The sequence below is a fragment of the Alteraquisediminimonas sediminicola genome, assembly GCF_019740335.1.
Classification (GTDB): Bacteria; Pseudomonadota; Alphaproteobacteria; order Sphingomonadales; family Sphingomonadaceae; genus Alteraquisediminimonas; species Alteraquisediminimonas sediminicola.
Window position 1 is genome coordinate 117,961 of record NZ_JAHXZS010000008.1, and the last position, 23,074, is coordinate 141,034.

The window sequence follows — 23,074 nt, forward strand, 5'->3', positions numbered from 1 at the left end:
GTGTGCGCGCCGAAGCAGCTTGACAGCATCACCCTTAGCAACATACATACCGTTTACACGGTTTCTTGTAAAGCCATCAAGAGAGCTGGAAAAACCAGCCTTTCTTCAGATAATTGGGAGAGTTTGCCCTTGACCGCCCAGACCCGAATCATCGCCGATCAAGCGCGAGGAAAATTCCTTGTCCCCCGCAAGGCATTCACCGATCAACGTGTGTTCGAGCAAGAATATGATGCGATCTTCAATCGCTGCTGGCTCTATCTCGGTCATGCGTCGGAACTGCCGGAGCCGGGCAGTTTTCTGACCCGCAATGTGGCGCGTCGGCCTGTCTTATTCACGCGCGACCGCGAAGGCACGTTCCACGCATTGTTGAACGCATGCCCGCATCGCGGCGCATTGGTATGTCGCGAACGCCATGGAAAATCACCGGCCTTTATGTGCATGTATCATGGCTGGGTATTCGGTGCCGATGGCCATTTAATGAGCCTGCCGGGTGCTGGCGGTTATCCTAAAGGGTTCAAGACCGATCCACAAAAACAGATGGTACCCGTCCCCCGGCTGGAACGGTTCGGCGACTTCTTTTTCATCAATTTCGCCAAGGATGGCGAAGATCTGGCGACCTATCTTGCCGATGCGGGCGATTATCTCAAGCTCGTCTCCGAACATAGCGCCAGTGGGATGCAAGTGGTCGGTGGCACGCAGGAATACGCCATCCGTGGCAATTGGAAACTGCTCGCGGAAAACAGCTTCGACGGATATCACGCCGCCTGCAATCATTCGACCTATCTCGAATATCTCCAGAACGCCAATGGCGCGCTCGGTTCAACTCCGCTGGCAGGGGTGGCACGCGATCTGAAAAACGGCCATGCGCTGGTAGAATATAGCGCGCCATGGGGTCGCCCGGTCGCCAATTGGGTCCCGCTTTGGGGCGAAGAAGGCAAGCGTGAAATCGCCGCCATCTATGCCGCGCTGGTGCAACGGCTCGGTGACGAACGCGCCGACCGTATCGCGCACAAGAACCGCAATATGGTGATCTTTCCCAATCTCGTCATCAACGACATCATGGCGATCACCATCCGCACCTTCTTCCCGACCGCACCCAATTATATGGAAATCAATGCATGGGCCTTGGCCCCGCGTGAAGAAAGCGAATGGCTTCGGAAATATCGGTTGTATAATTTCACCGAATTTCTGGGACCGGGTGGTTTTGCGACCCCCGATGATGTCGAGGCGATTGAAAAATGCCAACAAGGTTATGCTGCCGGGGGAGAGGCACAATATAACGACATTTCAAAAGGCATGTTGCGCGAAGGCGGGGCATCATTTGATGATGAAGAACAAATGCGTGCCTTTTGGGTCGAATGGGACCGGCGCTTGGCGGCGGTGGAGGCATGAGCATGGATCAGCAATTGATGCGCCGCTTACAGGTGGAGGACCTGCTCTATCGCGAGGCCGATCTGCTTGATCAATGGCGATTGGATGAATGGCTGTCACTTTTCACCGCAGACGCGCATTATTTCGTGCCGCCAAGTGATGTCGACGGCGATACGGCGGACCCGGATAAATCTCTCTTTTACGTCATGGACGACCATATCCGCATGCGTGAACGCGTCATTCGCTTGTCCAAGATTGGCGCGCATAGCGAACACCCGCATTCCAAAGTGCGCCACCTCGTCACCAATGTCCGGGTGGAATCCGATGGCGCGCTGATCCGATCGCGCGCGTCATTTATCGTCTCCCGCGCCAAGGACATCACCCATGATTTGTTCGTCGGCCATTATTTGCATGAAATCGTAGAATGCGAGGGTGCATTGAAAATCGCAAAAAAAACATGCGTGCTGGATATGGAGGCGCTGCGTCCCCATGCCCGCATCAGCATCATCTTGTGAAGGCCAAGATGATGCGCCACCCCATACGTTATGCCCGATTGGGTTATTGCCAGTTGCACGTGACAGATCTCAGCCGCAGCACCCTATTTTATCGCGATCTGATGGGATTGGTCATCGAACGTGCGGATGACCGCCAAGTCTGGCTGCGTTGCAGTGACAAGCCATATGACATCATTCTTGAACAGGGCGATATCGCGGGACTGGCCCGAATAGGCATCGAACTAGAAAATGCCCAAGAACTGGAAAAGGCGTTCGATCATCTCCGCCATCTCGGCCATCAACCGGTCTGGACCGATGAGGGTGAATGCCATGACAAATGCGTGACCCGCGCCTTTCGCTTCCGCAATCCTGACAGCCAGTTGGAACTTGATTTTTATGCGGGTCAGGCGGTGGCGACGACGCCTTATATGCCCAAAGTGACAAAAATCGCACGGCTTGGCCATGTGGTGTTGAATGTCGGCAATTTCGAAAAGGCGATCCGTTTTTGGGTAGATGAATTGGGCTTTGCCGAATCTGATCGCGTGCCGGGACGGGTATCTTGGCTACGTTGTTGGCCGAACCCGCTGCACCATAGCTTCGCCTTGATCGCGAACGAGGCAGACGGGCTGAACCACATCAATTTCATGGTCACCGATATTGACGATATTGGCCGCGCCATGAATCGGATGCAACAGGCGGATGTGCCGATCGTCTTTGGGCCGGGGCGGCATTTACCCTCCACCAGCATCTTTCTCTATTTCCTCGATCCCGACCAGCTGACCAATGAATATAGTTTTGGCATGGAACTGATCGAAGAGGCGGGAGGCCGCCGTCCGCGCGAATTGGAACACAGCATGGATGTGCTGGACACATGGGGCGGCAGGCCCGACCCGCGTTTTGGTGCAAATGGCGCGATTGTGACGCGACATGACTAAACCCCATGTGCATCAGCCATTACAAGGACAGGTCGCCATCGTGACCGGGGCTGGCCGTGGCATTGGCAAGGCCATTGCCGAACGATTGGCATGGGAGGGCGCAGTGGTGATGTGCGCCGATCTCGATATCCATCTGGCAGAATCCCTTGCCACCGCCATCGGTGGCGCGGCCTTTGCCGGTGATTTGTCGGATGAACGCGTGGCGGCGGCGCTGGTCGCCGAAACCATATCGCGGTTCAACCGGGTCGATATTCTCGTCAACAATGCGGGTGGCGGGATTTTACGCCCGTTTCTTGATCATACGCCAGATACGTTGCGCCAGACAATCGACCGCAATCTATGGACGGCGATATGGTGCAGCTATCACGTCCTGCCCCAGATGAAGGCCGCGCATTATGGCCGGATCATCAATATCGGCGCAGATTCAGTACGGAACGGCTTGGTCGATCATGCAGGCTATAACGCCGCCAAGGGTGGCGTGCATGGCATGACGACCGGCCTTGCACGGGAATTCGCGCCTGATGGCATCACCGTCAACACGGTGGCACCCTGCGCAGTGCAAACCCAGCAATTGGAAGATATTCGCGCGGTCAATCCGGGACTGATTGATCAGGTCACCGCAATCATTCCGCTTGGCCGACCGGCGGCGGAACATGAAATCGCCGGGATGGTCGCCTATTTGACGGGCAAGGATGGCGGCTTTGTCACCGGCCAGGTGCTCAGCATCAACGGCGGGACAGCAATGCTCTGATATAAAAGAGCGGTAGAGGACGATATAATAATGACCAATAATCCTGAAATCGGCAAATCCGTGGTCGCAAACGGTATCCGCACCAATTGTATCGAAGCCGGTGAAGACAAGGCAGAACCCCTGATCCTGATTCACGGGTCAGGCCCCGGCGTGACCGCCTTTGCCAATTGGAACGGCGTCATGCCGACATTGGCCGAACACTATCACGTGTACGCACCCGATATGGTGGGCTTTGGCTATACCGATTGCCCTGATGAAATTGAGGACTTTACGCTCGATTTCTGGGTATCGCATATCATCGCGTTCATGGATGCGCTGGGGATCGCAAAAGCCCGCTTCATCGGCAACAGCTTTGGCGGCGGGTTAAGCCTCGCGGTCGCGGCGCGGCATCCAGAACGGGTCGAAAAATTCGTGCTGATGGGCGCGGCGGGCCTGCAATTCCCGATCACCAAGGGCTTGTTATCCGTATGGGGTTATCAACCCTCGCTGCAAAATATGCGCAAATTGATGGAAACATTTGCCTATAACGCGAACCTTGTCACCGATGTGATCGCCCAGTCGCGCCATGATGCCAGTATTCGACCCGGCGCGCAGGAGAATTTCGCCCGCCTTTTTCCGGAACCGCGCCAATCAAAGCTGGATGGCCTAGCCACGCCCGAAGACGATATTCGCAAGATTGATTGCCCGGCGCTTATCGTTCATGGCCGCGAAGATGTGATCGTGCCGGTCGAGATTGCCTATCGCTTTTCGGCACTGCTCAAACATTCGGAAGCACATATTTTCGGAGGATGCGGACATTGGACCCAGATCGAAAAACGCGACCGGTTTCTGGACGTGGTGATCCCCTTTCTAAAGGCGTGACAACCATGGGGACACCACCCAAAACGCCCGCCCAGACCGGCAAGCGCACACAGGCAGAACGCAGCGAAGACATGCGCCTGCGGCTGGCGCAGGCGGCGTATGAGGTTATCGTCGAACGTGGTCATAGCGCATTTAGGACCGCGTCAGTCGTATCTCAGGCGGGTGTTTCGCAAGGGGCCCTGTTGCACCATTTCCCCAATAAGGAAGCGGTGACCTTGGCCGCGATTGAATATGCGCTGGATCGGGCGCTGGAAGCGAGCAACGCGCGGATTACACGTGCGAGCAATAATGCCCGTGAAGTCCTTGACCTGATGGCCGAGGACTTTCGCGACTTCTTTCTCGGCGGACGATTTTGGGCCGCGCTTGATATCACCATGGATGCCGCCAAGGACATGTCCATGGCCCCCGCCATCCGCGCAAGTGTCAGCAGCAAACGCGGCCCTGTCTTCGAAGGCTGGACGCAATGCCTGGTGAACTGCGGCTGGACTGTCGATCGGGCCACAAAGGTCGTCAAGATGCTGGCGTCGATCATCTCCGGCTATGCGATCCGCACCTTGTGGACGGATGACGGCGACGCCTTGGATCAGGCGCTGAACGAACTGATCGGGTGCATGCTCGAACCACCCCAATAACGGAGGGTTTTTTCTTTATACACAGAGGACTGATGCAGCTTTGTGCCCCCAAAGATCGCCCCAGCGGGTCCTGTCAGTCCAACCGCCCGCTGCGTACTGCGAGGATCGTGCGGGAGACAAGGCCGAGCAGGCGGTCCACGCGCGCCTGATCGGCCCAGATATCGACATTGAGCGCAAGGCCGTCGATCATGACCCATACCAGATCGTCAAGCAGCGCGAGTTGGGGGTGGTCCAGCCATTCAGGGAAGACCTTGGTGATCTCGTCCCGCCATACCCGATCGAACAGGCTGGCACGCTCGAGAAAGATCGCGCGCAATTCCGGATCGGTCCGCGATGCGATGTGCAGTTCGAGAAACGCCTTATATTCAGCGGTTTGACTGACATCAAAGGAGACGCGGATGCCGATCTGCCGCACGGTGCGGTCGTCTTCCGAGAGCGCCCTAATTCGATCGAGAAAGACAGCCAGACGACGGTAAAAGGCATATTCGATTACCGCAGCCATTAGGTCCAGCTTGCTGGTGTAATGATGCAGCATGGCCCCGCGCGAGATCCGAGCGCGCTTGGCCACCGTCTGCAGCGAGCAGGCCGTATAGCCGAATTCAGCCAGCACCTGCAGCGCCGCCTCCACCGCCATCTTGCGGGTGGTAAGGCTTTTGCGCTGTTGCCAGCTGGCTTCATCGTCCTTGCCGATATCGGCGAGACTCTCCGGCATTAGCTGCGCCAGTCCAGCGTTCTTGCTCATCAATCATTCTCCGCGACCACGTATACAGAACACATAACCTGAAAAAGTACACGCGTTCTTTTTTTCTATGCTTATTGCTAGGTGTCCAAGCTTAGCCCTGCGGTACAACCTTTCACTACATGGGGCGCGGCATCAAGAGCCGATGACACCCGGCAGGAGAGCGAGCATGAACCAGCAAAGCCCGTTGCGGGCTGATCGGCATCCGTCAGAATCCTATGAAGATGTCCTGGATCGCGACAGTCGTCGCCCGCCCGATTATCTCCGTCAGGGACCTGTCCGCGCACTGGGAGACGAAGGCATCCCCGTCAGCCGTTATTTCGATGCCGATCATTTCACAAAGGAAGTTCGGCATATCTGGCTGAAGGTCTGGCAATGGGCCTGCCGCGAAGAGGATATCCCCGAAACGGGAGATGTCTTCGTATACGAAATCGTCGGCAAGAGCATCGTCATTACCCGCCAGCAGGATGGCGGCATCAAGGCGTTCTATAACAGTTGCCTGCATCGCGGCCGCAAGCTGGTCGATCATGATGGCAGCAAGATCGAGTTCCGCTGCAAATATCACGGCCTTGCCTGGCATTGCGATGGCCGGTTCAAGGACAATCCGATCAGTTGGGACTTTCCCCAGTTCGAAGGGCGGGACATGAGCCTGCCTGAACTGAAAGTGGAATGCTGGGGCGGCTTCGTGTTCGTCAACTTCGATCCGGCAGCCCAGCCACTGATGGAGACGCTTCAACCGCTCGCCGATCATTTCGACCGGTTTGATTTCGCCAATCGCTACAAAGCAGCACATACATCAAAGGTCTTGCCCTTCAACTGGAAGGTGGCGGCAGAGGCATTCATGGAAAGCCACCATGCTTTTGTCACCCATCCGCAGTTGAGCCTGTTTCTTGGCGATGTGAACTCGCAATATGACATCCTGTCCGATCACGTCACACGGCAATTCACCGCCACGGGTGTGGTCAGCCCCATGTTTGCCGATCGCAAAATCGATGATCTTGGCATCCTCAAGGCCATGGCGGATGCCGGTGGCAGCCACGTGTCGGGCGGGAACAGCAAGGACAGCGGCATCACAGCCGAAGTCAAGAATGCTCGCGCCAGTCCGGAGACACCGCTCACGCTTGAAGCTGGCATTACGGCCCGCATCTATGCTGCGGAAGTGACGCGTCAGGCGCTATCGAATGAGGATGGCTGGGACTATTCGCAGGTGTCCGATGCGGAAATACTCGATGCGCTACTCTACAACGTCTTCCCGCATATGAACTTCTGGGCGAGCATGGCACCGAACGTCGTCTATCGTTGGCGACCGAACGGGCTAGACCCGGAATCGTCGATTATGGACGTCATCATTCTCAAGCGCGCACCGCGCGAAGGGCCCCGTCCAAAGCCGATCAAAGAACACCGGCTCCGGCTCGACGAAAATTGGAGCGATTCACCGCAACTCGGCGCGCTCGGCCCGGTTTTCGAACAGGACATGGGCAATCTGCCGCAAGTGCAAGAAGGGCTTCGCTCGTCCGGCACCGGCGTGGTGCATTTCTCCCGCTATCAGGAAATGCGCATCCGACTGATGCACCAGCAGATCGAACGGATGATCGCAGAGGGTGAAGCAAAGCGTGGCGTTTGATCCCGTCAGCAGCCTGACGGGCCGCCCTTTTCCGGGGCGGACAAAAGAATTTATAACACAGGAAGAGGGGATTGCATCATGAGGAGCGGAATTCGTTCAGCGCTGGCCTTGGGCCTGATGGTAACGACAGCCACACCATTGTGGGTGGAGGCAGCCCATGCACAGGACAATGTCTATGCAGCAGACGAGATCATCGTTACCGCCCGCAAGCGGGACGAAACACTTGTTCAGGTGCCTGTCGCCATCTCGGCGGTCAGCGCCGCCGACATCAACCGTTACGCCGCGACAGATCTTGGCAAGATCGGCCAATTGATCCCGCAGGTCATTCTTGCCAAGACGGGCGGGGGCGGTGCAGGCGCATCCTTCTCGATCCGCGGTATCGGCTCCTCGGCACTCGATGCCGGTATTGACCAGACCGTCTCGCTCAACCTCGACGGCCTCCAGCTCAGCCGCGGGCGCCTCATCACCCAGAGCTTCTTCGACATCGCGCAGGTTGAAGTGCTCAAGGGTCCGCAGGCCCTGTTCTTCGGTAAGAACAGCCCGGGCGGCGTAGTCTCGCTGCGCACCAACGGGCCGACCAAGGAACTCGCCGGCTATGCCCGCGCCGGTTATGAGTTCCGGGCCAACGAGCGTTTCGTCGAGGGCGCAGTGTCCGGTCCCTTGTCCGATACGCTCGGCTTCCGTGTGGCCGCCCGTGCCAGCAAGATGGATGGGTACATCAAAAACGTTGCCGGCCCGATCACGCTGCCAAGCGATCCGACCATGCCGGGTGTCGGTGCCGCACATAGCCGCGACCCCGGCACCAAGGAAGTGCTCGGTCGCGTCACCCTCGCCTGGAACCCCAGCAGCGCCTTCGATGCAACCCTGAAGGTGTTCGGGGCGAAGCTGAAGGACAATGGCGAAACTTCCGGGACCGAATTGCTTTGCCAAGGCAATTCGCGCACGCTCGATCTGCTGAGCCTCACCATGCTCACCGACCCGTACAGCGACTGCAAGCTGAACGGCAAGCGGACGCTTGGCGCATTCAACCCCAATCTCGCGGCGAATTATCCGCGCAGCAATGGCGGCGTGCCGGAAACCAAATATCATTCCATCCTCGGCTCGATGACGATGAACTATCGCACCGATGCAGTGACCTTCACTTCGGTGACCGGTTATTGGAATTACAAGAATGACGGGTTCGACAATTTCGCGTTCGACTCCATTCCGGCGGTCGCTGGCGCGAACATGGACAAGAGCAGCGCCTTCACGCAGGAACTGCGCGTCAACACCACGCTGGATGGCTCGCTCAACTTCAATGGCGGCGTCTATTATGAAAACAGCAAGCGCGACACGCGCGGTCATGGCTTCATCGGCGATGTCGGTCCGGACCCGCGCAATGGTCAGGTCAACAACTGGACCCTCAATTCCCACAACAAGGGGGAGGCTTGGTCAGTCTATGGCCAGTTAATCTACAATATCACGCCAGAGATCGAACTTGCGGGCGGCGCGCGCTATACCCATGAAAAGAAGCGGACGCAGGTTGGCAATTCCTTTGTGAACGAGAATTTTGCACCATTCGCTTTCACCGCAGGGGAAGGCCAGTTCACCACCGGGCATTTCAGCGACAACAATGTCTCGCCGGAAGTCACGCTCAGCTGGCATCCGGATACGCACAGCACGCTCTATGCCGCCTACAAGACCGGCTATAAATCGGGCGGCTTCTCCAACCCGTCAATCCTGTCGCTGGGCCAAACGACGGCTGATCTCGGCTTCAAACCAGAAAAGGCGAATGGCGGCGAAATCGGCTACAAGGCGTCAATGATGGGCGGCAGGCTGATGATCAACTCGGCGATCTATCGGTACAAGTTCAAGGGGTTGCAGCTCACCTCGTTCAACCCGTCACCGCCTTCGTTCACGATCCGCAACGCGGCATCGGCGCGCACCACCGGCATCGAGGTCGACACGTCCTATCAAGCCACGAACGAACTCCAGATACGCCTTGCCGCCGCCTATAACCGGGCAAAATATCTCAGCTTCCCAGCTGCCCCGTGCTATGCGGGCCAGACCTTGGCGCAGGGTTGCACTGCGGCCAACACCCAAGACCTGTCTGGTACCGCACTGGTCCGCGCGCCCAAGGTCAACCTGACCGGTGGCGTGACCTATGACACGCCGGTCACCGGCGACATCAACCTTGGCCTATCGGCAGACGCCAATTACACCAGCGGCTATTGGCTGCTCGAAAACCAGAACCCGGTAGGCTGGCAAAAGGGCTTCGCGCGCCTCAACGCGACGGTCCGCTTGCATCAGGCTGACGACACATGGGAACTGGCGCTGATTGGCCGCAACCTGACCAACAAATGGTATGGCATTGCCGGTGCGGAAAAGCCATTCGGCACCCCCGACGCCGTGTGGGTCAATGTCGGTCGCCCGCGCGAATTGATGGTGCAGGGAACTGTCCGCTTCTAAACATCGAGCCGCCTTGTCCATTACAAGGACAAGGCGGCTGCATCCGATTTTCCGGGATGCCGTACGGCACTGTCAAAGCAAATAGCGTAATGAACGGGCGGCTGGTCATCTGGCAAGATGACCACTCCCACCACCCCGTTCCGGTAATTTAACGCCTCGCCCGAAGTGCCCCGCATTATGATGATAGCCAACCTGTTATTCACTTAAGCGTCTGATTATTGCACGTTGGGCGCTGGATTAAAAATAGACAAAGCCTTCCAGTTCTTAGGCTGGAGTTCATTGAGTTGGCTGGCAGGGTAAGCAAATTTCGTCAAACGAACGTATCAGGCACATCTAAGAGTTGCATGATCCTCACCAGATCATTTTACAACCGGCATCTATCTCATATTGGCGTCAATCACCTAAATCTCTGCGGTCAGTTGCGCCATCTCGTCAGTCGCCAAATGAAGTTGAGTTCACGCTCTGCCGCCGCATTGAGCGGCTGGCGTCATGAATGATGCCAGCCATGGGCCACCCTGTGCCTTTAGAGATTGGCGAGTTCGTTCTCTTCAAGGGCGTATAGCATCTCCGCCCCGCCCATGGCCGCTGCCCGCAGGCCGCGAGCTTCCGCCACGATATAGGCGTTGAAATAACGGGCGACCGCGCCTTTGGACTTGGCGACCGCGTCGCCCTGTTCCGCGGTTGCCTGCGCCTGCCGCAACAACTGCCAACCGACGACCGCCACCGCGCACATCGTGCAGAACGGCACGCTGCCTGCAAGCCTGTCGTCGATGCTGGCCGTGTCACGCATCCAGTCGGCGACGGTCATACAATCCTGCGCAAGCGCCGACAGCAGCGACCCTTTTTCAGCGCCAGCAACTATATCGGCGAGCAGTGCCTGCAAGACCTGCCCTTGCGCATAGCCGAGCTTGCGCGTCACCAGATCGGCGGCCTGAATGCCGTTGGTCCCTTCATAGATCGGGGCGATCCGGGCATCGCGGAAGAATTGCGCCGCGCCGGTTTCCTCGATGAAGCCCATGCCGCCATGGACCTGCACGCCAAGGCTGGCCACTTCGCAGCCAATATCCGTGCCCCATGCCTTCAACATCGGCACCAGCACATCCGCCCGCTGCTGCGCATCCGTATCGCCCGTCGTGCCGCGATCGACCTGACCGGCAGTATAATAAAGCAGCGCCCGCGCCCCTTCGGTCAACGCCCGCATCCGCATCAGCATCCGCCGGACATCGGGGTGCTGGATGATGGCGACCGGTGATTTGTCTGCGGCACCGGCACGGGCAGATTGCACCCGGTCGCGGGCATAGGACATGGCCTTTTGCATTGCCGCCTCGGCGATCTGCACGCCCTGGCTGCCGACATTGATGCGCGCGGCGTTCATCATCGTGAACATCGCCTTCAGCCCTTCATTCTCATGGCCGATCAGCTCGCCGATGCATTCCCCATTGTCGCCATAGCTCATCACGCAGGTCGGCGAGGCGTGGATGCCCAGCTTGTGCTCAATGCTCACCGCCCTCAGGTCATTGCGCGCGCCAAGGCTGCCATCGGCTTCCACCTGATATTTGGGCACGATGAACAGGCTGATCCCGCGCGTGCCCGCAGGCGCATTCGGCGTGCGCGCCAACACGAGATGGATGATGTTCTCCGCCAGTTCATGCTCGCCCCAAGTGATGAATATCTTGGTGCCATTGAGGCGATATTTGCCAGCATGGGGCCCGTCTTCAATCTTCTGGGCCGTGGCCCGCAACGCGCCGACATCGCTGCCCGCCTGCGGTTCGGTCAGGTTCATCGTGCCCGACCATTCACCGCTGATCAGCTTTGGCAGATAAAGCGCCTGCTGTTCTGCGCTGCCATGATGCGCCAGCGCCTCGATGGCGCCGACGGTCAGCATCGGCAGCAAGGAAAAGGCCATATTGGCCGCGCCCAGACTTTCCATCACACAGCACGCAAGGGTGAAGGGCAGCCCCTGACCGCCAAAGGCCTCCGGTCCGGCAATGGCATTCCAGCCCGCCTCGACATAAGCGCGATAGGTCTCGGCAAAACCGGCGGGCAAGCGCACGACCCCATCACTGATCTGCGCGCCCTCGGTATCCCCGATGCGATTGAGCGGCGCCCATTCGCCCGCCGCATATTGGCCGATACCCTCCGCAATCGCCGCGACAAGATCCGGGGTTGCCGCCGCAAAGCGATCATGCGCAGCCAATTCATCGATCTCGGCGCACACGCGCATGGCGAGGATCTGATCAACGGTCGGTGACGTGAAGGACATAAGAGGAAAAACTCCAATGGGGGGCGAATGGGTCAGACGGGCATGACAATGCGCCTTTATCCAGCGCGAGAAAAGAGGCGGACGACACCGCGCATGTAATGTTCCTTTGTCTAGTCGACCCTGATCCAGACCGACTTGGTCGTCAGATATTCATCCACATGACGGCGGCCGCCCTTGGCACCGAATCCGCTCATGCGGATGTCTTCGGATGTCACCGCAGGCTCGGTCGCGCCATAGCAATTAACCCACATCATCCCGGTTTGCACCGCGCGCGCCACCCGATGGGCCGTGCCCAGATCGCGGGTCCAGACGGCACCGCCAAGACCATAATCATTGTCATTGGCAATGCGGATCGCCTCCTCTTCGGTATCGAAGGGGATCACCGACAGCACCGGCCCGAAAACTTCCTCGCGAGCGATGCGCATATTGTTGTTCACACCGCAGACAATCGTGGGCGGCACAAAAAAGCCCTCGCCCAGATCGCCGTCCAATCGCGCACCGCCCAGCACCACTTCGGCGCCTTCGTCGCGCGCAATATCGATATAGTTCAGCACCGTGCCGAGTTGCCGGCGCGAGACGATCGGGCCAAGTTGGCTCATCGGGTCCATGCTGAGCCCGACTTTCAACCCTTGTCCGAATTCCGCCAAACGGGCGACAAATTCATCCTGAATCGACCGCTGCACCAGCAAGCGCGTACCGGCATAACAGACCTGTCCGGTGTTGTTGAAACAGGCCATGGCCGCGCCCGGGACGGCACGGTCGAGATCGGCATCGGCAAAGACGATATCCGCCGATTTGCCGCCGAGTTCGACCGACACCCGCTTCATATTCGACGCAGACGCCTCGATGATCTTGCGACCGGTCATCGTCGATCCGGTAAAGGCGATCTTATTGACGCCGGGATGGGCGGCAAGGCGCGCGCCCGCGTCCTGGCCATATTATATGCGTGATTATACGGCATATGCTGTAATGGACATCCGCCTCGTTCCGCAAAACGACCGATCAGCACAGCATGATCTGCACATCGGTAGTGACAGGGCAGGAAGCCTCTCACTCCAAACTCGAATTCTCTGACGCGCCGATAGCTTTACCCCAGACTGGGCGGCTCGGACTTACATTACCTTCTGACGCAGGTCGAACATGAACGGGCCCGTTGCCGCCACCGATGGCCTATCTCGCAAACGCCCTTCAAATCGGGCAAGCGCCGGAAAACGAGCGCGCCATGGAAAGATGGTGGGATCAAGATCGCGCCAAGCCACCTGCATTTCCTGCTGCTCGGCAATATCCATCATGCCAAGCAGAGAGACCACCGCCACATCAGCAAGCGTGAACTGGTCGGCCACGAACAACCCTTCGCCCGCCCGTAATTCAAGCGCGCCCAGCCCTCCCAAGATCTTGCGGAATTGGCGGGCCATCCAATCCGGGCTGGGATGGTCGCGCTGGCACTCAAAAAAAGAGAGCACCAGCGCATCCATCACCCCCTCGGCCAGCACTTGGATGCGCTGCACCGCAAGTCTCTCCCGCTTGTCGGCAGGCAGTAGCCTTGGTTCGGGATATTCAACCTCTATCCAGTCGAGGATGAAATCCGATCCGTACAGCGGTTCCTCATCATTGTCAGGGATAAGGATCGGCAACTGCTCAAGCGGATTGTAAAGAGGAGTCTCGGTATCAGCGTGCCAAGGGATCTCATTCCGGAGTTCGAATTCAACGCCCTTCTCCATGAGAGCGATGCGGACTTTCCGTGCAAAGGGACTTGGCGAAGCGCTGATGAGAAGCATGTTTGTCGTTCTCCTATCGGTTATCGGCCAAAGCGATAGTTGAACTCCAGCGACACCCAACGCGGCTGGCCATATTGGCCGAAGCGGTATCCGGCGATACCGGTGCCGAGGAAGATCGCGCTGATATATTTCTTGTCGAACAGGTTACGCACCGACAGGGCGACACTGTAACGATCAGAAATTTCTGTCAGGTCAACGCGCGCATCCACAATGCCGAACGACGGATTGATACCGGCCGTGTCGTTACCCGGCGTGCTGTAGAAGCTACCCCTCGCCCGACCGCTTGCCTGCAGCCCGAGATTGTACTTGCCCGCCATGACCGGGAGATCGTAGCGGATCAGCGCGCTGGTGGTCCATTTCGGTGCCAGCGGCATCTGGCGATCTGCCACCACCTGACCAGCATTCGCGACATCGAACAGCTTGCTGTGGGTATAGCCACCATTCACCCGGAGAGTCAGTTCCGGCACAGGCTTCACGGTCAACTCGGCTTCCATACCATAGAGCCGCGCATCGGTATTGGTGATGAGCGAGCCAATGCCCTCGAACGACAGCGTATCGAAGTTGTTATAGTCATAATAGAAGCCGCTCAGATCGAAAGTCGCACGACGATCGAACAGGCTGCTCTTCACGCCGGTTTCATAGGCAATCAGCGTTTCGCTCTTGAACTGGTAGCCACTCGGCGGAAGCCCGATCGCCACAACGCCGTTGTTGAAGCCCGGGGACTTCACACCACGCGACACCGATCCATAGATGAGCACACCCTGGGTAGGACGGTAGTCGAGTTCAGCCTTGGCGGACCATGTATCCTTGCTGATCCGGGTCAGGCCGCCAGCGGTCTCATCGGTAAAGACGTTGGACGCCAGCGTGCCGCAGACCGGCACCTCGGTACCTGACAGCCCCTCATAACCCGGAAATGGGTTGGCGGCATCGCAAGGCAGACCATAAGACAGGACCTGCTCGTTATGCTTCTTATCGCGCGAACCGCGCGCGCCCACGATGAAGGTCAGCTGCGGCGACAGGTCGAATTCCGCATTGCCGAAGACTGCGTAGCTCTTGGAGACTTGTTCACCCTGCACCAGAATCGCAATCGGGGTCGGTGTGTTGACATAAAGCGGCGCGATCGTGTCCTGCACGATCTTGTGGCGGAGAAAATAGACGCCGCCCGTCAGGCGGGTTGCCCCAAGATTGGCGAAAGCACGCAGCTCCTGCGAGAACTGGCGGCTGACCGGATTGTAATGGGTCTGGCAGATCTTCGCCTGCAACCCGTCGCAATCCTCGTTCTGGTTACGCTCGTAACGGTTGTACCCCGTGACCGAGGTGACAACGACGCGGCCCAGATCGATGTCGAGCTTGTTCGTGACGAGGGTGGAATTGGCGCTGCGCAGCCGATGCACAGACCCAAAGTCGGTCTTGTCCTCATTGGCATAGCCAAACACGTCGCGCCCGGCACCGGTGCCGTAGAAATTCTGATCCGGCGCAATCAGAAACTGGTCTCCCGTCACGGGGTCCTGTCCGGTCGCCTGATGAAAATTGCCATAGGTCACCCCGCGCGCATCATCATGCGACAGCTTGAGGTTATTCGTGATGATGTCATTCGGCTTGTACCGCAGCTGGGCACGCACCGAGGCCGTTTTCGACTGACCACCATCCGGGCGATTGCCGGTGCGATTGTCCAACCAGCCGGTGTTATAATGATATTGCCCGGACAGCCGCACCGCGAGCGTCTCACCCAATGGCATATTCAGGACGCCGGTGACTTCGCGCGTCCGATATGAGCCGAGTTTGCCAGCGATCGAACCCTCGAACGCGTCAGTCGGCTTGGCCGTGATGAAGTGGATCAGACCGGCTGTACTGTTGCGTCCAAAGAGCGTACCCTGCGGCCCACGCAACACCTCGACGCGCTGCATGTCGTACAGCGAGAATGAACTCGCACCGGTCGGCACGAGATAGACTTCGTCGACATAGGCCGCCACCGGCGATTCCGTGCCATCGTTGAAGTCATTCTGCGAGACACCGCGGATCGAGAAGTTCGGATTGGTGCCCGGGCCATAGGTCGGCGAATTTTCCATGTTCGGAATCGCCCCGATGATCGAGGTAGAGTCCGTCATACCGAGCCGGGTCATCGTCTGGTCACTGAGGGCCGACACCGAAATGCCGACATCAGACAATCTTTGTTCGCGCTTCTGCGCCGTCACGACGATATCTGCGATCTGGCCACCGTTATCGGCGTCTGCGGATGCAGTAGCGACAGTCTGGGCCGTCGCTGGCGATATGAAGGCGACAGATGCCAACAACGCCACATGCAAAATAGAAGTGTATCCCCCCTTAACAGTCATAATCAAACCTCCCTCTCGAAATATTTAACTGTCAATTTTTATTAAAAATTCATATTACGCATATTTATCTGCATAATTCTTGGCGAAATCGAAGTAATTCCGGTTCCAGCAAAATTCGCACCAACCGCTCCCGCTCTGACCGTCCATCGTCAGAATGGTGGCACCTTCTTTAAGATAAATCATTGGATCAGCGTCAAATTCTGTCTTCGCATAGATCTTGCAACGCACATCGGTCTGCCGTCCGGCGGTATCAGTGACGATAACGTCGAACGTCTTTTGATGCATGGTTTCGTCGAACTCGAAATCATAATCGATTGCAGTTATTTCAGACATGAGGCCGTCTTTTACGACATAACCACGCACCAATACCTTCCCGAATGAGTGCATTTCAAAGAAGTGGACGCTGGACTCTGCGCTGGTGGCGTGGAACCATTTGTAATGCTGATTCAGGCCCCAGACGCGGGGACCCCAGCTATGGTCGCGCTGCATGAAATGATTAAGCGCAATCCTGCGCCCATCGATCACCAACTCACCGGTGATAATCCCATGCTGTTCGGTGCGATCATCCGCATAATAAGGCGGGCAGCCATCTTTGTGCGAACTGAAGGCATAAGGCGGATGCATCGCCTCATAATGCCCGGTGATTTGCACCCTTTGGCCCGCGAATGTGACATCAAGCTGCCGATGCGGCGCGCCCAGCTTGGCTGTCAGGCCATTTACCTGCCAGTCATGGAAATCCATGGTCGCGGGTACGGGCACTTCTTCAAAGCGCTCACTTATCGGCGCGTCCAGGCCATCGCCGATCATCACAGCAGCCGCACCGGCCTTGCCGTCCTTGGTGACCCAGAAATACAGAAATCCGGCAATGTCTTGCTCCGGCACTTGGAACATGAGCGCCACAGCCTCCCGGCAATGAGGCACGTCCCGCAGCGTGTGGCGATTATCGTCCTCGACCGGGACTACAGGCACGGTCGAACGAATATTCTCGAAATCCATTGTTTTCCTCATATGTTGGGTGTGGGCGGGAAGCGACAGCCATTTTCAGCCGCCGATCAGATCCCGGACAGGTGGAAGATCGACATCGCCGCGCTCAAACCCCATCGACCGGAAAAAGCTGCGATTGCACTGGCTGGTGATCTCGTTCGACCGCAGTATCAAATCGGTCGATGCGGCGATGAAGCGTGCGCTGCCATCGACACCGCTGGCTTCCACCAATTGCTCGATGCCGCGCGAGAGGGCCACGATATGTTCGCGCACATTGCGCGCTTCGCCATCAACGCCGGCAGACAACACACCCTGAAGCGCCTGCGCGGCGGCCATGCTGTTCTGCCCGCCGTCGACCACCGACAAAAGCGCGGCAGCAAGCTCTTCAAGCTGCCTGCACTCCGCACGCTCGAACAGATGGACGAGATCGAACTGTTCGCCCAATACCGCGAGATGTCCGATCACGAGCTGCACCTGCTCAACGGCCATCCCTTGCTCGGGCGGAATGGCGGGCAGGACGATATCCATCAGGGTGCGCTGCATGCTGGAAATGCGGTCGTGAACATTTGGCGTCATGCATTCGGCTCCCGGCTAAGAAGTTCTCCCATCTCGGCATTGAAGATATGGGCAATCGGTGCCAGCCAAGTGAGCAAGGCCTCTTGATGGTTGAGATGGTCTCGGGCGGCCTGCACGCCGGTGCCCATGGTGATCACCACACATTTGTAGGCGGCCAATATCTCGTAGAAATGGAGCGTCTTGCGATTGACGGTACGGCCAGAAGCCTTCTCATATTGCGCGATCATATCCTCGCGCTCCATGAGACCGCCGGCGAGTTGGCGGCCATTCTCGACGGACCCGAAGAGACGCTGCAGCGCCCAGGCCAGGTCTTCATGGAAGTCCCCCAAATGGCACAATTCCCAATCGAGGATTGCGGTGATTGCACCACTTGCCTCGTCGAATAGATAATTTCCGGTCCGGTAGTCGCCATGGACCAGCACCACTTCGTCACAGGCCGGCAGATTCTGACGCATCCAGCGTTCGGCAAGTGCGACGATCGGGACAGATTGAATGCGGTCTTCACGCCACACCCGGCTCCACCAATTCACCTGCCAAAGCGCGGCCTGGCGCGGATCGCCATCAGGGCAATCGAAACCTGCGAGCCCCTGCTTCTGCCATTCAAAGTTATGAATTGCAGCGAGATGGCGCACAAACTGCGGCCCGATCAAGCCCCGTAACCGTTCGCCTAAAATGGTCCCTAGGCCGGTAACGCCATTGACGGTCTCGCTTGGCTTGATCACGCCATCGACAAAACGCATGATCGCCGAAGGCTGGCCAAGCACCTCGCCGGCGGCGTCCAGCCATATAGGTTCCGGCGCCGGCACGATCCCCTGAAAGGCCCGCAAGACTTCAAACTCGCGCCGCCTGTCGGATTCGGAGATGGACTGGATCGGTTCCATCCGCAGGACATAACGGCCCGCGGCCTCATGGCCGGGCAAAATCTCGAAACTAAACTGCTCCTTGGAAGCACCACCTCCAAGACGGCGCAAATGAGCCAGCTCCGCACCGGGCGCCACGCCCGCCAAAAAAGTGTCCAGAGCCTTGGCCACTGACTCAACCGCGCGGGAGCGATAAGGGCCAGAGCCTTTTCGTGCCGCCCTGCGATCCAGGACAGCCGCCACTGCGGGCTCGAGATCGTGGACACCCAAGGGGTCCCAAGCGCCATGCATTCGCGTCACAACAAACCCCGCCTTTCCCCTGTGATCAGTCGCCAGCCTCTCGATGACAGTTCCAGACATGAAGGGCAGATATCCGCCACTTCCGCCCGCGACCCGCCCCATTAAGCTGGATCAACCGCCTATATTGTTCACCAGTTTATATAACGCTTGATCCACATGTGTCAACGCATGTCAGATGACATAGAGCAAGATCGACAGCACCTTTCGGATTAGCGATATCAGCGCATGCGTGTACCACACCTCCCTTGAAGGCAGGCATTATGTATATATAAATATTATAAATACAGTATGTTATTTAAATATGCCAAGAGATCAGATTCTATGGATGAGGTTCATCACATCATGGGCTGCGCGCAGGCCTAAAGGGTGAAATTTCGCCAAAACTTATATCTATATAACGGTAGATCGACATTTATCAGAAAGGCCGAGCGCAGCAGGCGACGGCAAGCTGACGCGCCCCGAGCGTTAGGCCCGGGCGATGTCTGGCAGTGATGAATAAGAGATATGCGGCGCGCGCGATCAGCCCGACGCGAAAAAGGAAGCCGCGCGCCTTAATATATCCGATCGGCCTTGCGCTTCGGCGTCACGCACGCTGTCGAGAATGGCCATTCCCTTGATCCAGATGCCGAAGGCCGCGGCATGCGACTCGTCGAACCGAATTGATTTCGGCCAATACATGCGACTCGATCGATAGGTGCCGGTACCTTCGATGATCCGTAAATGTCGGATCAACGGAATCAGCTCTGGCTGACGGCGGCAGAGCAAGGCAGCCTGCCCGGTGATACGGGTGTAGCCCAGATAGAAACCCGGCTTGCCACGCTCCACTACCGACCCGACCATACCCTCCATGACCGACACCCAGTCGTCCAGATCATCACGCATCGTCTCTGCCGATATCGCGGGATCAAGCAGCTTCGGCACTTCATGAAACATCGCACGCCATATGGCATGCTGCAAAAAGCTCGCGGAATCGCCGAAATGATATGCGATCATCGAGGAGGATGTGCCGGCAAGGCTCGCAATATCCCGGTCGCTCAGGGCATGAACGCCCTCGGCAAAAATCTTGTCGGAGGCACTCAGCAAAAGCCGGTTGGCAATCGTGTCCGACCATCCGGCTTCGGGCAGGGTAAATTGAGGGGCCCTGCCCTGCATGAGGCGGCGCAGCACCGCGCCTTCGCCACATATGGGCAAGCCATAAATACGTGCCGCTACGACCCGAACCGTCTCTGCAAGCAATGGCCAGTACGTCACATCGTCGTGCAATGCGCTGGCATAAGTCTCTTCCATCAGCAGCATAGGCACCAGAAAATCGGAAAATGGCGTCCCTTGATCCGGAACGCCGATGATCTGCGCCCAAAAATCATGCCGCGACCTGTTCCATCGCGTCACCGCCGCGCCCGCGTCGAGCCAATCACCATTGAAGACGATCTCCAGCCAAAACCGCGTAAGGTCCAATCCAGACCTTTTGAATATATAACTCACGACCAAATCGGCCAGCGCGGTGGCATCGGGCTCCAGCCCCTCCAGATCCGACAACAACCGCGCGTGGAAATCTTCTTCCAGTTCAAGGGCGCGCTCGATGGCGGCCTCGATCAACCGGGATTTCTTCCCAAAAAAATGGAAAATAGAGGCTGTCGACACGCCTGCCGATGCAGCAATCTGACGCAGCGAAAGGCCATGCAGGCCCTGGTGCGCAATCGCAGTAATGGTCTCATCGATCAGCCGATAACCAGACCCTGATCGCTCGCTGACATTCAAGGCCAAAACTCTCATCCTTTAATCGACCATCTATAGTTGAAGATTTTCCTTAGGTTGACAAGGGATCTTCCCGGCATCGGCATGTCACAGAAAAGAGTGGCCGACATCCCGTCCCCCCCTCGCATAGCGGCTATTAATTCCCCCAATTCATCCCGATACGCAACCGGCGAAGCCGATGCTAGAGCGGCTTATTATGAATCCGCAACATATCCGGCCGCCTTGAAATAGGGCCGGCAAGAATCAATTCGCAGCCGCCAGCTGCGCCGGTCACAAAAGGGGAAGCCTCTTTCGCCCCCTTAAAAAACAGACCAATATGTCTTTTTTCTTCAATGGTACAATATATATAAATCAATATTTTAACGTAAAACATGAGGTGCAGTTCACCTCTCATTTTTACTAGCATTGTCGCTCGCTTTGACCAAGATCAAAGCATGACGACGCATTTTGCGACCTTCTACGCGGCAAGTTTTGGGAACTCATGCCGGGTCTCCGAACGGGTTTACAAATAAGGCCACTAGGAGAGCGCCATGAACACCGAAGTCTTCGCCAACAAGTTGCTGGAGCTTGATCCGGCCGTCCGCGGCGACCGCATCACGGGTGAGCGTTATTACACGCGCGAATGGATGAAGGCGGAATGGGAAAAGGTCTGGACCCGCGTGTGGCACATTGGCGGCTGCGCGGCCGATCTTGAAGAGACCGGCGATTTTCTTGTCCACAATATCGGCGCTGAATCGGTCGTCATGCTCAAGCAGAAGGACGGTTCGATCCGCGCCTTCTACAATGCCTGCGCCCATCGCGGCTATCGTCTGGCATGGACGGAAATTGGGGGTGCCGAGGCACTCACCTGCGCCTATCACGGTTGGAAATGGGCACCGGACGGTACCTTGCTAGAAGTACAGGACCCGGAAGATTTTCCGCTGGGCAACCCCTGTGGCCGTACCAAGCTGGTGGAAGTGGCGTGCGAAGTCTGGATGGGTTTTGTCTGGATCAACATGGATCGCAACGCCCCGTCGGTGCGGGCATGGCTTGGCCCGGTCGCCGACCAGATCGACAGCTGGCAGCCGGAACGCATGACCCGCATTCTGTATCTGACGGCGGAGGTCGACTGCAACTGGAAGATCATCCGCGATAACTTCAACGAATCCTACCATATTCCGACCGTCCACCCGGAAATCAAGAACATCATCGACGATGATTATCGCGAAACCCTGTTCGAAATGTATCCGAATGCGCACAACCATATGGTCATGAAGGGCGTCCGTCCGTCAGGCCGATATCCGACGCAGGATATTGTCGAACCGCCGCTGGCCGATGCACTGACCTATTGGGGTCTTGATCCGAAGGCGTTCGAGGATCGTGCCGGCGATGCCCGCCTCGCGATCCAGCAGCAGAAGCGCAAGCATGGCGTGGAACGTGGCTATGCGCATTATGCCACGATGACGGACAGCCAGCTGACCGATTACCATCATTACACGCTGTTCCCGAACGTGACCTTCACCATGTGGCCGGACGGTTTTCAGGTACTCCGCTCCGAACCGCATCCGACCGACCCGGAAAAGTGCGTCTTCGACCATTGGTTCGTGTCGCATGCCCCGGTACCGGGCACGGATCAGGTCGACGGTCCGATGGGCCCGATGGCATTCAAGCGCGCCGAACGCGTGCGCGGTCGTTATGGCGAAATGGAACTCGGTCCGGTGGCCGAACAGGATCTCAGCATCGCGGAAGGTCAGCAACTCGGCCTCCACTCGCGCGGCTATTGGGGCGGCCTGCTCCCCAATCAGGAAAAGCGCGTGCAGCGTTTCCATGAGATCCTGAACGATTATATCGAGGGCCGTCGCTGATCCAAGCCATCAGGGGTCGGTCTGCGGACGAGAGTTTCGTCCATAGACCGGCCCTTCATTTTTGACCCGATCCCGCCTTAGACCCTGCGATATATGGCTGAAGGGCAATGGCCCCAGCCGGATGACATATGCAAACAACTATGCCCGGATGGCTACGCGCCGAGTTTCGCACCAAGATGTGAAAAACGTTCGCGCAGTTCGCGTTTGAGGATCTTGCCGCTCGCATTTTTGGGCAGTTCATCGATAATTTCCACGAGCTTTGGCGCCTTGTAGCCCGCCATCCGCGCGCGGCAGAATTGCAGTACATCCTCTGCGCTGATGCTATGTCCCGGACGCGGCACGACGACGGCCATGACCGCCTCGATCCAATGCGGATGCGGCACGCCGAATACGGCTACTTCGGACACGGCTGCATAAGTGAAGATCATTTCCTCCACCTCTCGGCTCGCCACATTTTCCCCGCCGGTCTTGATCATGTCCTTCTTGCGATCGACGACGCTGAGATAGCCTTCTTCGTCGAACA

19 protein-coding genes and 1 pseudogene are annotated in these 23,074 nt (G+C 57.6%); 9 read left to right on the forward strand and 11 right to left on the reverse strand.

Annotation, left to right across the window (positions count from 1 at the left end; translation table 11 throughout):
* Positions 1 to 129: 129 nt before the first annotated feature.
* The 6 genes from K6117_RS13790 to K6117_RS13815 are packed head-to-tail and all read left to right on the forward strand — an operon-like array spanning position 130 to position 5,044.
* Positions 130 to 1,392 carry an aromatic ring-hydroxylating oxygenase subunit alpha gene (locus K6117_RS13790; RefSeq protein WP_221796437.1) on the forward strand — a complete coding sequence of 421 codons (1,263 nt, stop codon included), beginning with the start codon at positions 130 to 132 and terminating at the stop codon, positions 1,390 to 1,392.
* Complete coding sequence (locus K6117_RS13795) at positions 1,389 to 1,886, forward strand: aromatic-ring-hydroxylating dioxygenase subunit beta (protein WP_221796440.1); 498 nt, start codon at positions 1,389 to 1,391, stop codon at positions 1,884 to 1,886. The genes K6117_RS13790 and K6117_RS13795 overlap by 4 nt, the downstream gene beginning before the upstream one ends.
* A gap of 11 nt (positions 1,887 to 1,897) precedes the next feature.
* Positions 1,898 to 2,800 carry a VOC family protein gene (locus K6117_RS13800; protein ID WP_246605117.1) on the forward strand — a complete coding sequence of 301 codons (903 nt, stop codon included), beginning with the start codon at positions 1,898 to 1,900 and terminating at the stop codon, positions 2,798 to 2,800.
* Positions 2,793 to 3,551, forward strand: a complete 759-nt coding sequence (locus tag K6117_RS13805) for an SDR family NAD(P)-dependent oxidoreductase (protein WP_221796445.1) — start codon at positions 2,793 to 2,795, stop codon at positions 3,549 to 3,551. The genes K6117_RS13800 and K6117_RS13805 overlap by 8 nt, the downstream gene beginning before the upstream one ends.
* A gap of 30 nt (positions 3,552 to 3,581) precedes the next feature.
* Positions 3,582 to 4,412, forward strand: a complete 831-nt coding sequence (locus K6117_RS13810; RefSeq protein ID WP_221796448.1) for an alpha/beta fold hydrolase — start codon at positions 3,582 to 3,584, stop codon at positions 4,410 to 4,412.
* 5 nt (positions 4,413 to 4,417) lie between these two features.
* Complete coding sequence (locus K6117_RS13815) at positions 4,418 to 5,044, forward strand: TetR/AcrR family transcriptional regulator (protein ID WP_221796451.1); 627 nt, start codon at positions 4,418 to 4,420, stop codon at positions 5,042 to 5,044.
* A gap of 73 nt (positions 5,045 to 5,117) precedes the next feature.
* Here the strand turns inward: K6117_RS13815 and K6117_RS13820 are convergent, their stop codons facing one another.
* A complete protein-coding gene (locus tag K6117_RS13820; RefSeq protein ID WP_221796454.1) occupies positions 5,118 to 5,786 on the reverse strand; it encodes a TetR/AcrR family transcriptional regulator in 669 nt (222 codons plus the stop codon).
* 166 nt (positions 5,787 to 5,952) lie between these two features.
* On the opposite strand from K6117_RS13820, the gene K6117_RS13825 reads away from it, so the two are divergent.
* Positions 5,953 to 7,407 (forward strand): aromatic ring-hydroxylating oxygenase subunit alpha, encoded by a 1,455-nt coding sequence (locus K6117_RS13825; protein ID WP_221796457.1) that lies wholly within the window; start codon positions 5,953 to 5,955, stop codon positions 7,405 to 7,407.
* 78 nt (positions 7,408 to 7,485) lie between these two features.
* Positions 7,486 to 9,855: a TonB-dependent receptor gene (locus K6117_RS13830; protein WP_221796460.1), complete on the forward strand. Its 2,370-nt coding sequence runs from the start codon at positions 7,486 to 7,488 to the stop codon at positions 9,853 to 9,855.
* Between the two features lie 523 nt (positions 9,856 to 10,378).
* Here the strand turns inward: K6117_RS13830 and K6117_RS13835 are convergent.
* The 9 genes and pseudogenes from K6117_RS13835 to K6117_RS13875 all read right to left on the reverse strand — a co-directional run bounded on the left by K6117_RS13835 (position 10,379) and on the right by K6117_RS13875 (position 21,101).
* On the reverse strand, positions 10,379 to 12,118 hold the full coding sequence (locus tag K6117_RS13835; RefSeq protein WP_221796463.1) for an acyl-CoA dehydrogenase family protein: 1,740 nt from the start codon (positions 12,116 to 12,118) through the stop codon (positions 10,379 to 10,381).
* Between the two features lie 110 nt (positions 12,119 to 12,228).
* A pseudogene (locus tag K6117_RS13840) lies at positions 12,229 to 13,041 on the reverse strand (aldehyde dehydrogenase family protein); the annotation flags it as partial.
* 189 nt (positions 13,042 to 13,230) lie between these two features.
* Entirely contained in the window at positions 13,231 to 13,896 is a 666-nt protein-coding gene (locus K6117_RS13845; protein ID WP_221796466.1) for a glutathione S-transferase N-terminal domain-containing protein, read from the reverse strand.
* 20 nt (positions 13,897 to 13,916) lie between these two features.
* Positions 13,917 to 16,232, reverse strand: a complete 2,316-nt coding sequence (locus K6117_RS13850) for a TonB-dependent receptor (protein WP_221796469.1) — start codon at positions 16,230 to 16,232, stop codon at positions 13,917 to 13,919.
* 54 nt (positions 16,233 to 16,286) lie between these two features.
* Positions 16,287 to 17,240 (reverse strand): DUF7064 domain-containing protein, encoded by a 954-nt coding sequence (locus tag K6117_RS13855; protein ID WP_221796472.1) that lies wholly within the window; start codon positions 17,238 to 17,240, stop codon positions 16,287 to 16,289.
* A gap of 33 nt (positions 17,241 to 17,273) precedes the next feature.
* On the reverse strand, positions 17,274 to 17,792 hold the full coding sequence (locus tag K6117_RS13860) for a hypothetical protein (RefSeq protein WP_221796475.1): 519 nt from the start codon (positions 17,790 to 17,792) through the stop codon (positions 17,274 to 17,276).
* Positions 17,789 to 18,823 (reverse strand): phosphotransferase family protein, encoded by a 1,035-nt coding sequence (locus K6117_RS13865; protein ID WP_221796478.1) that lies wholly within the window; start codon positions 18,821 to 18,823, stop codon positions 17,789 to 17,791. Before K6117_RS13865 ends, K6117_RS13860 begins: the two co-directional genes overlap by 4 nt.
* A gap of 648 nt (positions 18,824 to 19,471) precedes the next feature.
* On the reverse strand, positions 19,472 to 20,716 hold the full coding sequence (locus K6117_RS13870) for a TetR/AcrR family transcriptional regulator (protein ID WP_221796481.1): 1,245 nt from the start codon (positions 20,714 to 20,716) through the stop codon (positions 19,472 to 19,474).
* 172 nt (positions 20,717 to 20,888) lie between these two features.
* Complete coding sequence (locus tag K6117_RS13875; RefSeq protein WP_221796484.1) at positions 20,889 to 21,101, reverse strand: hypothetical protein; 213 nt, start codon at positions 21,099 to 21,101, stop codon at positions 20,889 to 20,891.
* A gap of 136 nt (positions 21,102 to 21,237) precedes the next feature.
* Here K6117_RS13875 and K6117_RS13880 point away from each other — a divergent pair, with 136 nt between their 5' ends.
* Positions 21,238 to 22,551, forward strand: coding sequence for an aromatic ring-hydroxylating oxygenase subunit alpha (locus K6117_RS13880; RefSeq protein WP_221796487.1), 1,314 nt, complete (start codon positions 21,238 to 21,240; stop codon positions 22,549 to 22,551).
* 152 nt (positions 22,552 to 22,703) lie between these two features.
* On the opposite strand, the gene K6117_RS13885 is transcribed toward K6117_RS13880, so the two are convergent.
* Positions 22,704 to 23,074: AMP-binding enzyme (locus K6117_RS13885; protein ID WP_425514720.1), on the reverse strand; the 371-nt coding region annotated here is incomplete at its 5' end.

Coding starts and splice junctions, on each gene's coding strand:
- K6117_RS13835 (WP_221796463.1), bottom strand. CDS start 12,118: ATGTCCTTCACGTCACCGACCGTTGATCAGATCCTCGCCATGCGCGTG.
- K6117_RS13850 (WP_221796469.1), bottom strand. CDS start 16,232: ATGACTGTTAAGGGGGGATACACTTCTATTTTGCATGTGGCGTTGTTG.
- K6117_RS13880 (WP_221796487.1), top strand. CDS start 21,238: ATGAACACCGAAGTCTTCGCCAACAAGTTGCTGGAGCTTGATCCGGCC.
- K6117_RS13830 (WP_221796460.1), top strand. CDS start 7,486: ATGAGGAGCGGAATTCGTTCAGCGCTGGCCTTGGGCCTGATGGTAACG.
- K6117_RS13875 (WP_221796484.1), bottom strand. CDS start 21,101: ATGAGAGGTGAACTGCACCTCATGTTTTACGTTAAAATATTGATTTAT.
- K6117_RS13800 (WP_246605117.1), top strand. CDS start 1,898: ATGCGCCACCCCATACGTTATGCCCGATTGGGTTATTGCCAGTTGCAC.
- K6117_RS13820 (WP_221796454.1), bottom strand. CDS start 5,786: ATGAGCAAGAACGCTGGACTGGCGCAGCTAATGCCGGAGAGTCTCGCC.
- K6117_RS13845 (WP_221796466.1), bottom strand. CDS start 13,896: ATGCTTCTCATCAGCGCTTCGCCAAGTCCCTTTGCACGGAAAGTCCGC.
- K6117_RS13825 (WP_221796457.1), top strand. CDS start 5,953: ATGAACCAGCAAAGCCCGTTGCGGGCTGATCGGCATCCGTCAGAATCC.
- K6117_RS13815 (WP_221796451.1), top strand. CDS start 4,418: ATGGGGACACCACCCAAAACGCCCGCCCAGACCGGCAAGCGCACACAG.
- K6117_RS13860 (WP_221796475.1), bottom strand. CDS start 17,792: ATGACGCCAAATGTTCACGACCGCATTTCCAGCATGCAGCGCACCCTG.
- K6117_RS13805 (WP_221796445.1), top strand. CDS start 2,793: ATGACTAAACCCCATGTGCATCAGCCATTACAAGGACAGGTCGCCATC.
- K6117_RS13795 (WP_221796440.1), top strand. CDS start 1,389: ATGAGCATGGATCAGCAATTGATGCGCCGCTTACAGGTGGAGGACCTG.
- K6117_RS13810 (WP_221796448.1), top strand. CDS start 3,582: ATGACCAATAATCCTGAAATCGGCAAATCCGTGGTCGCAAACGGTATC.
- K6117_RS13855 (WP_221796472.1), bottom strand. CDS start 17,240: ATGAGGAAAACAATGGATTTCGAGAATATTCGTTCGACCGTGCCTGTA.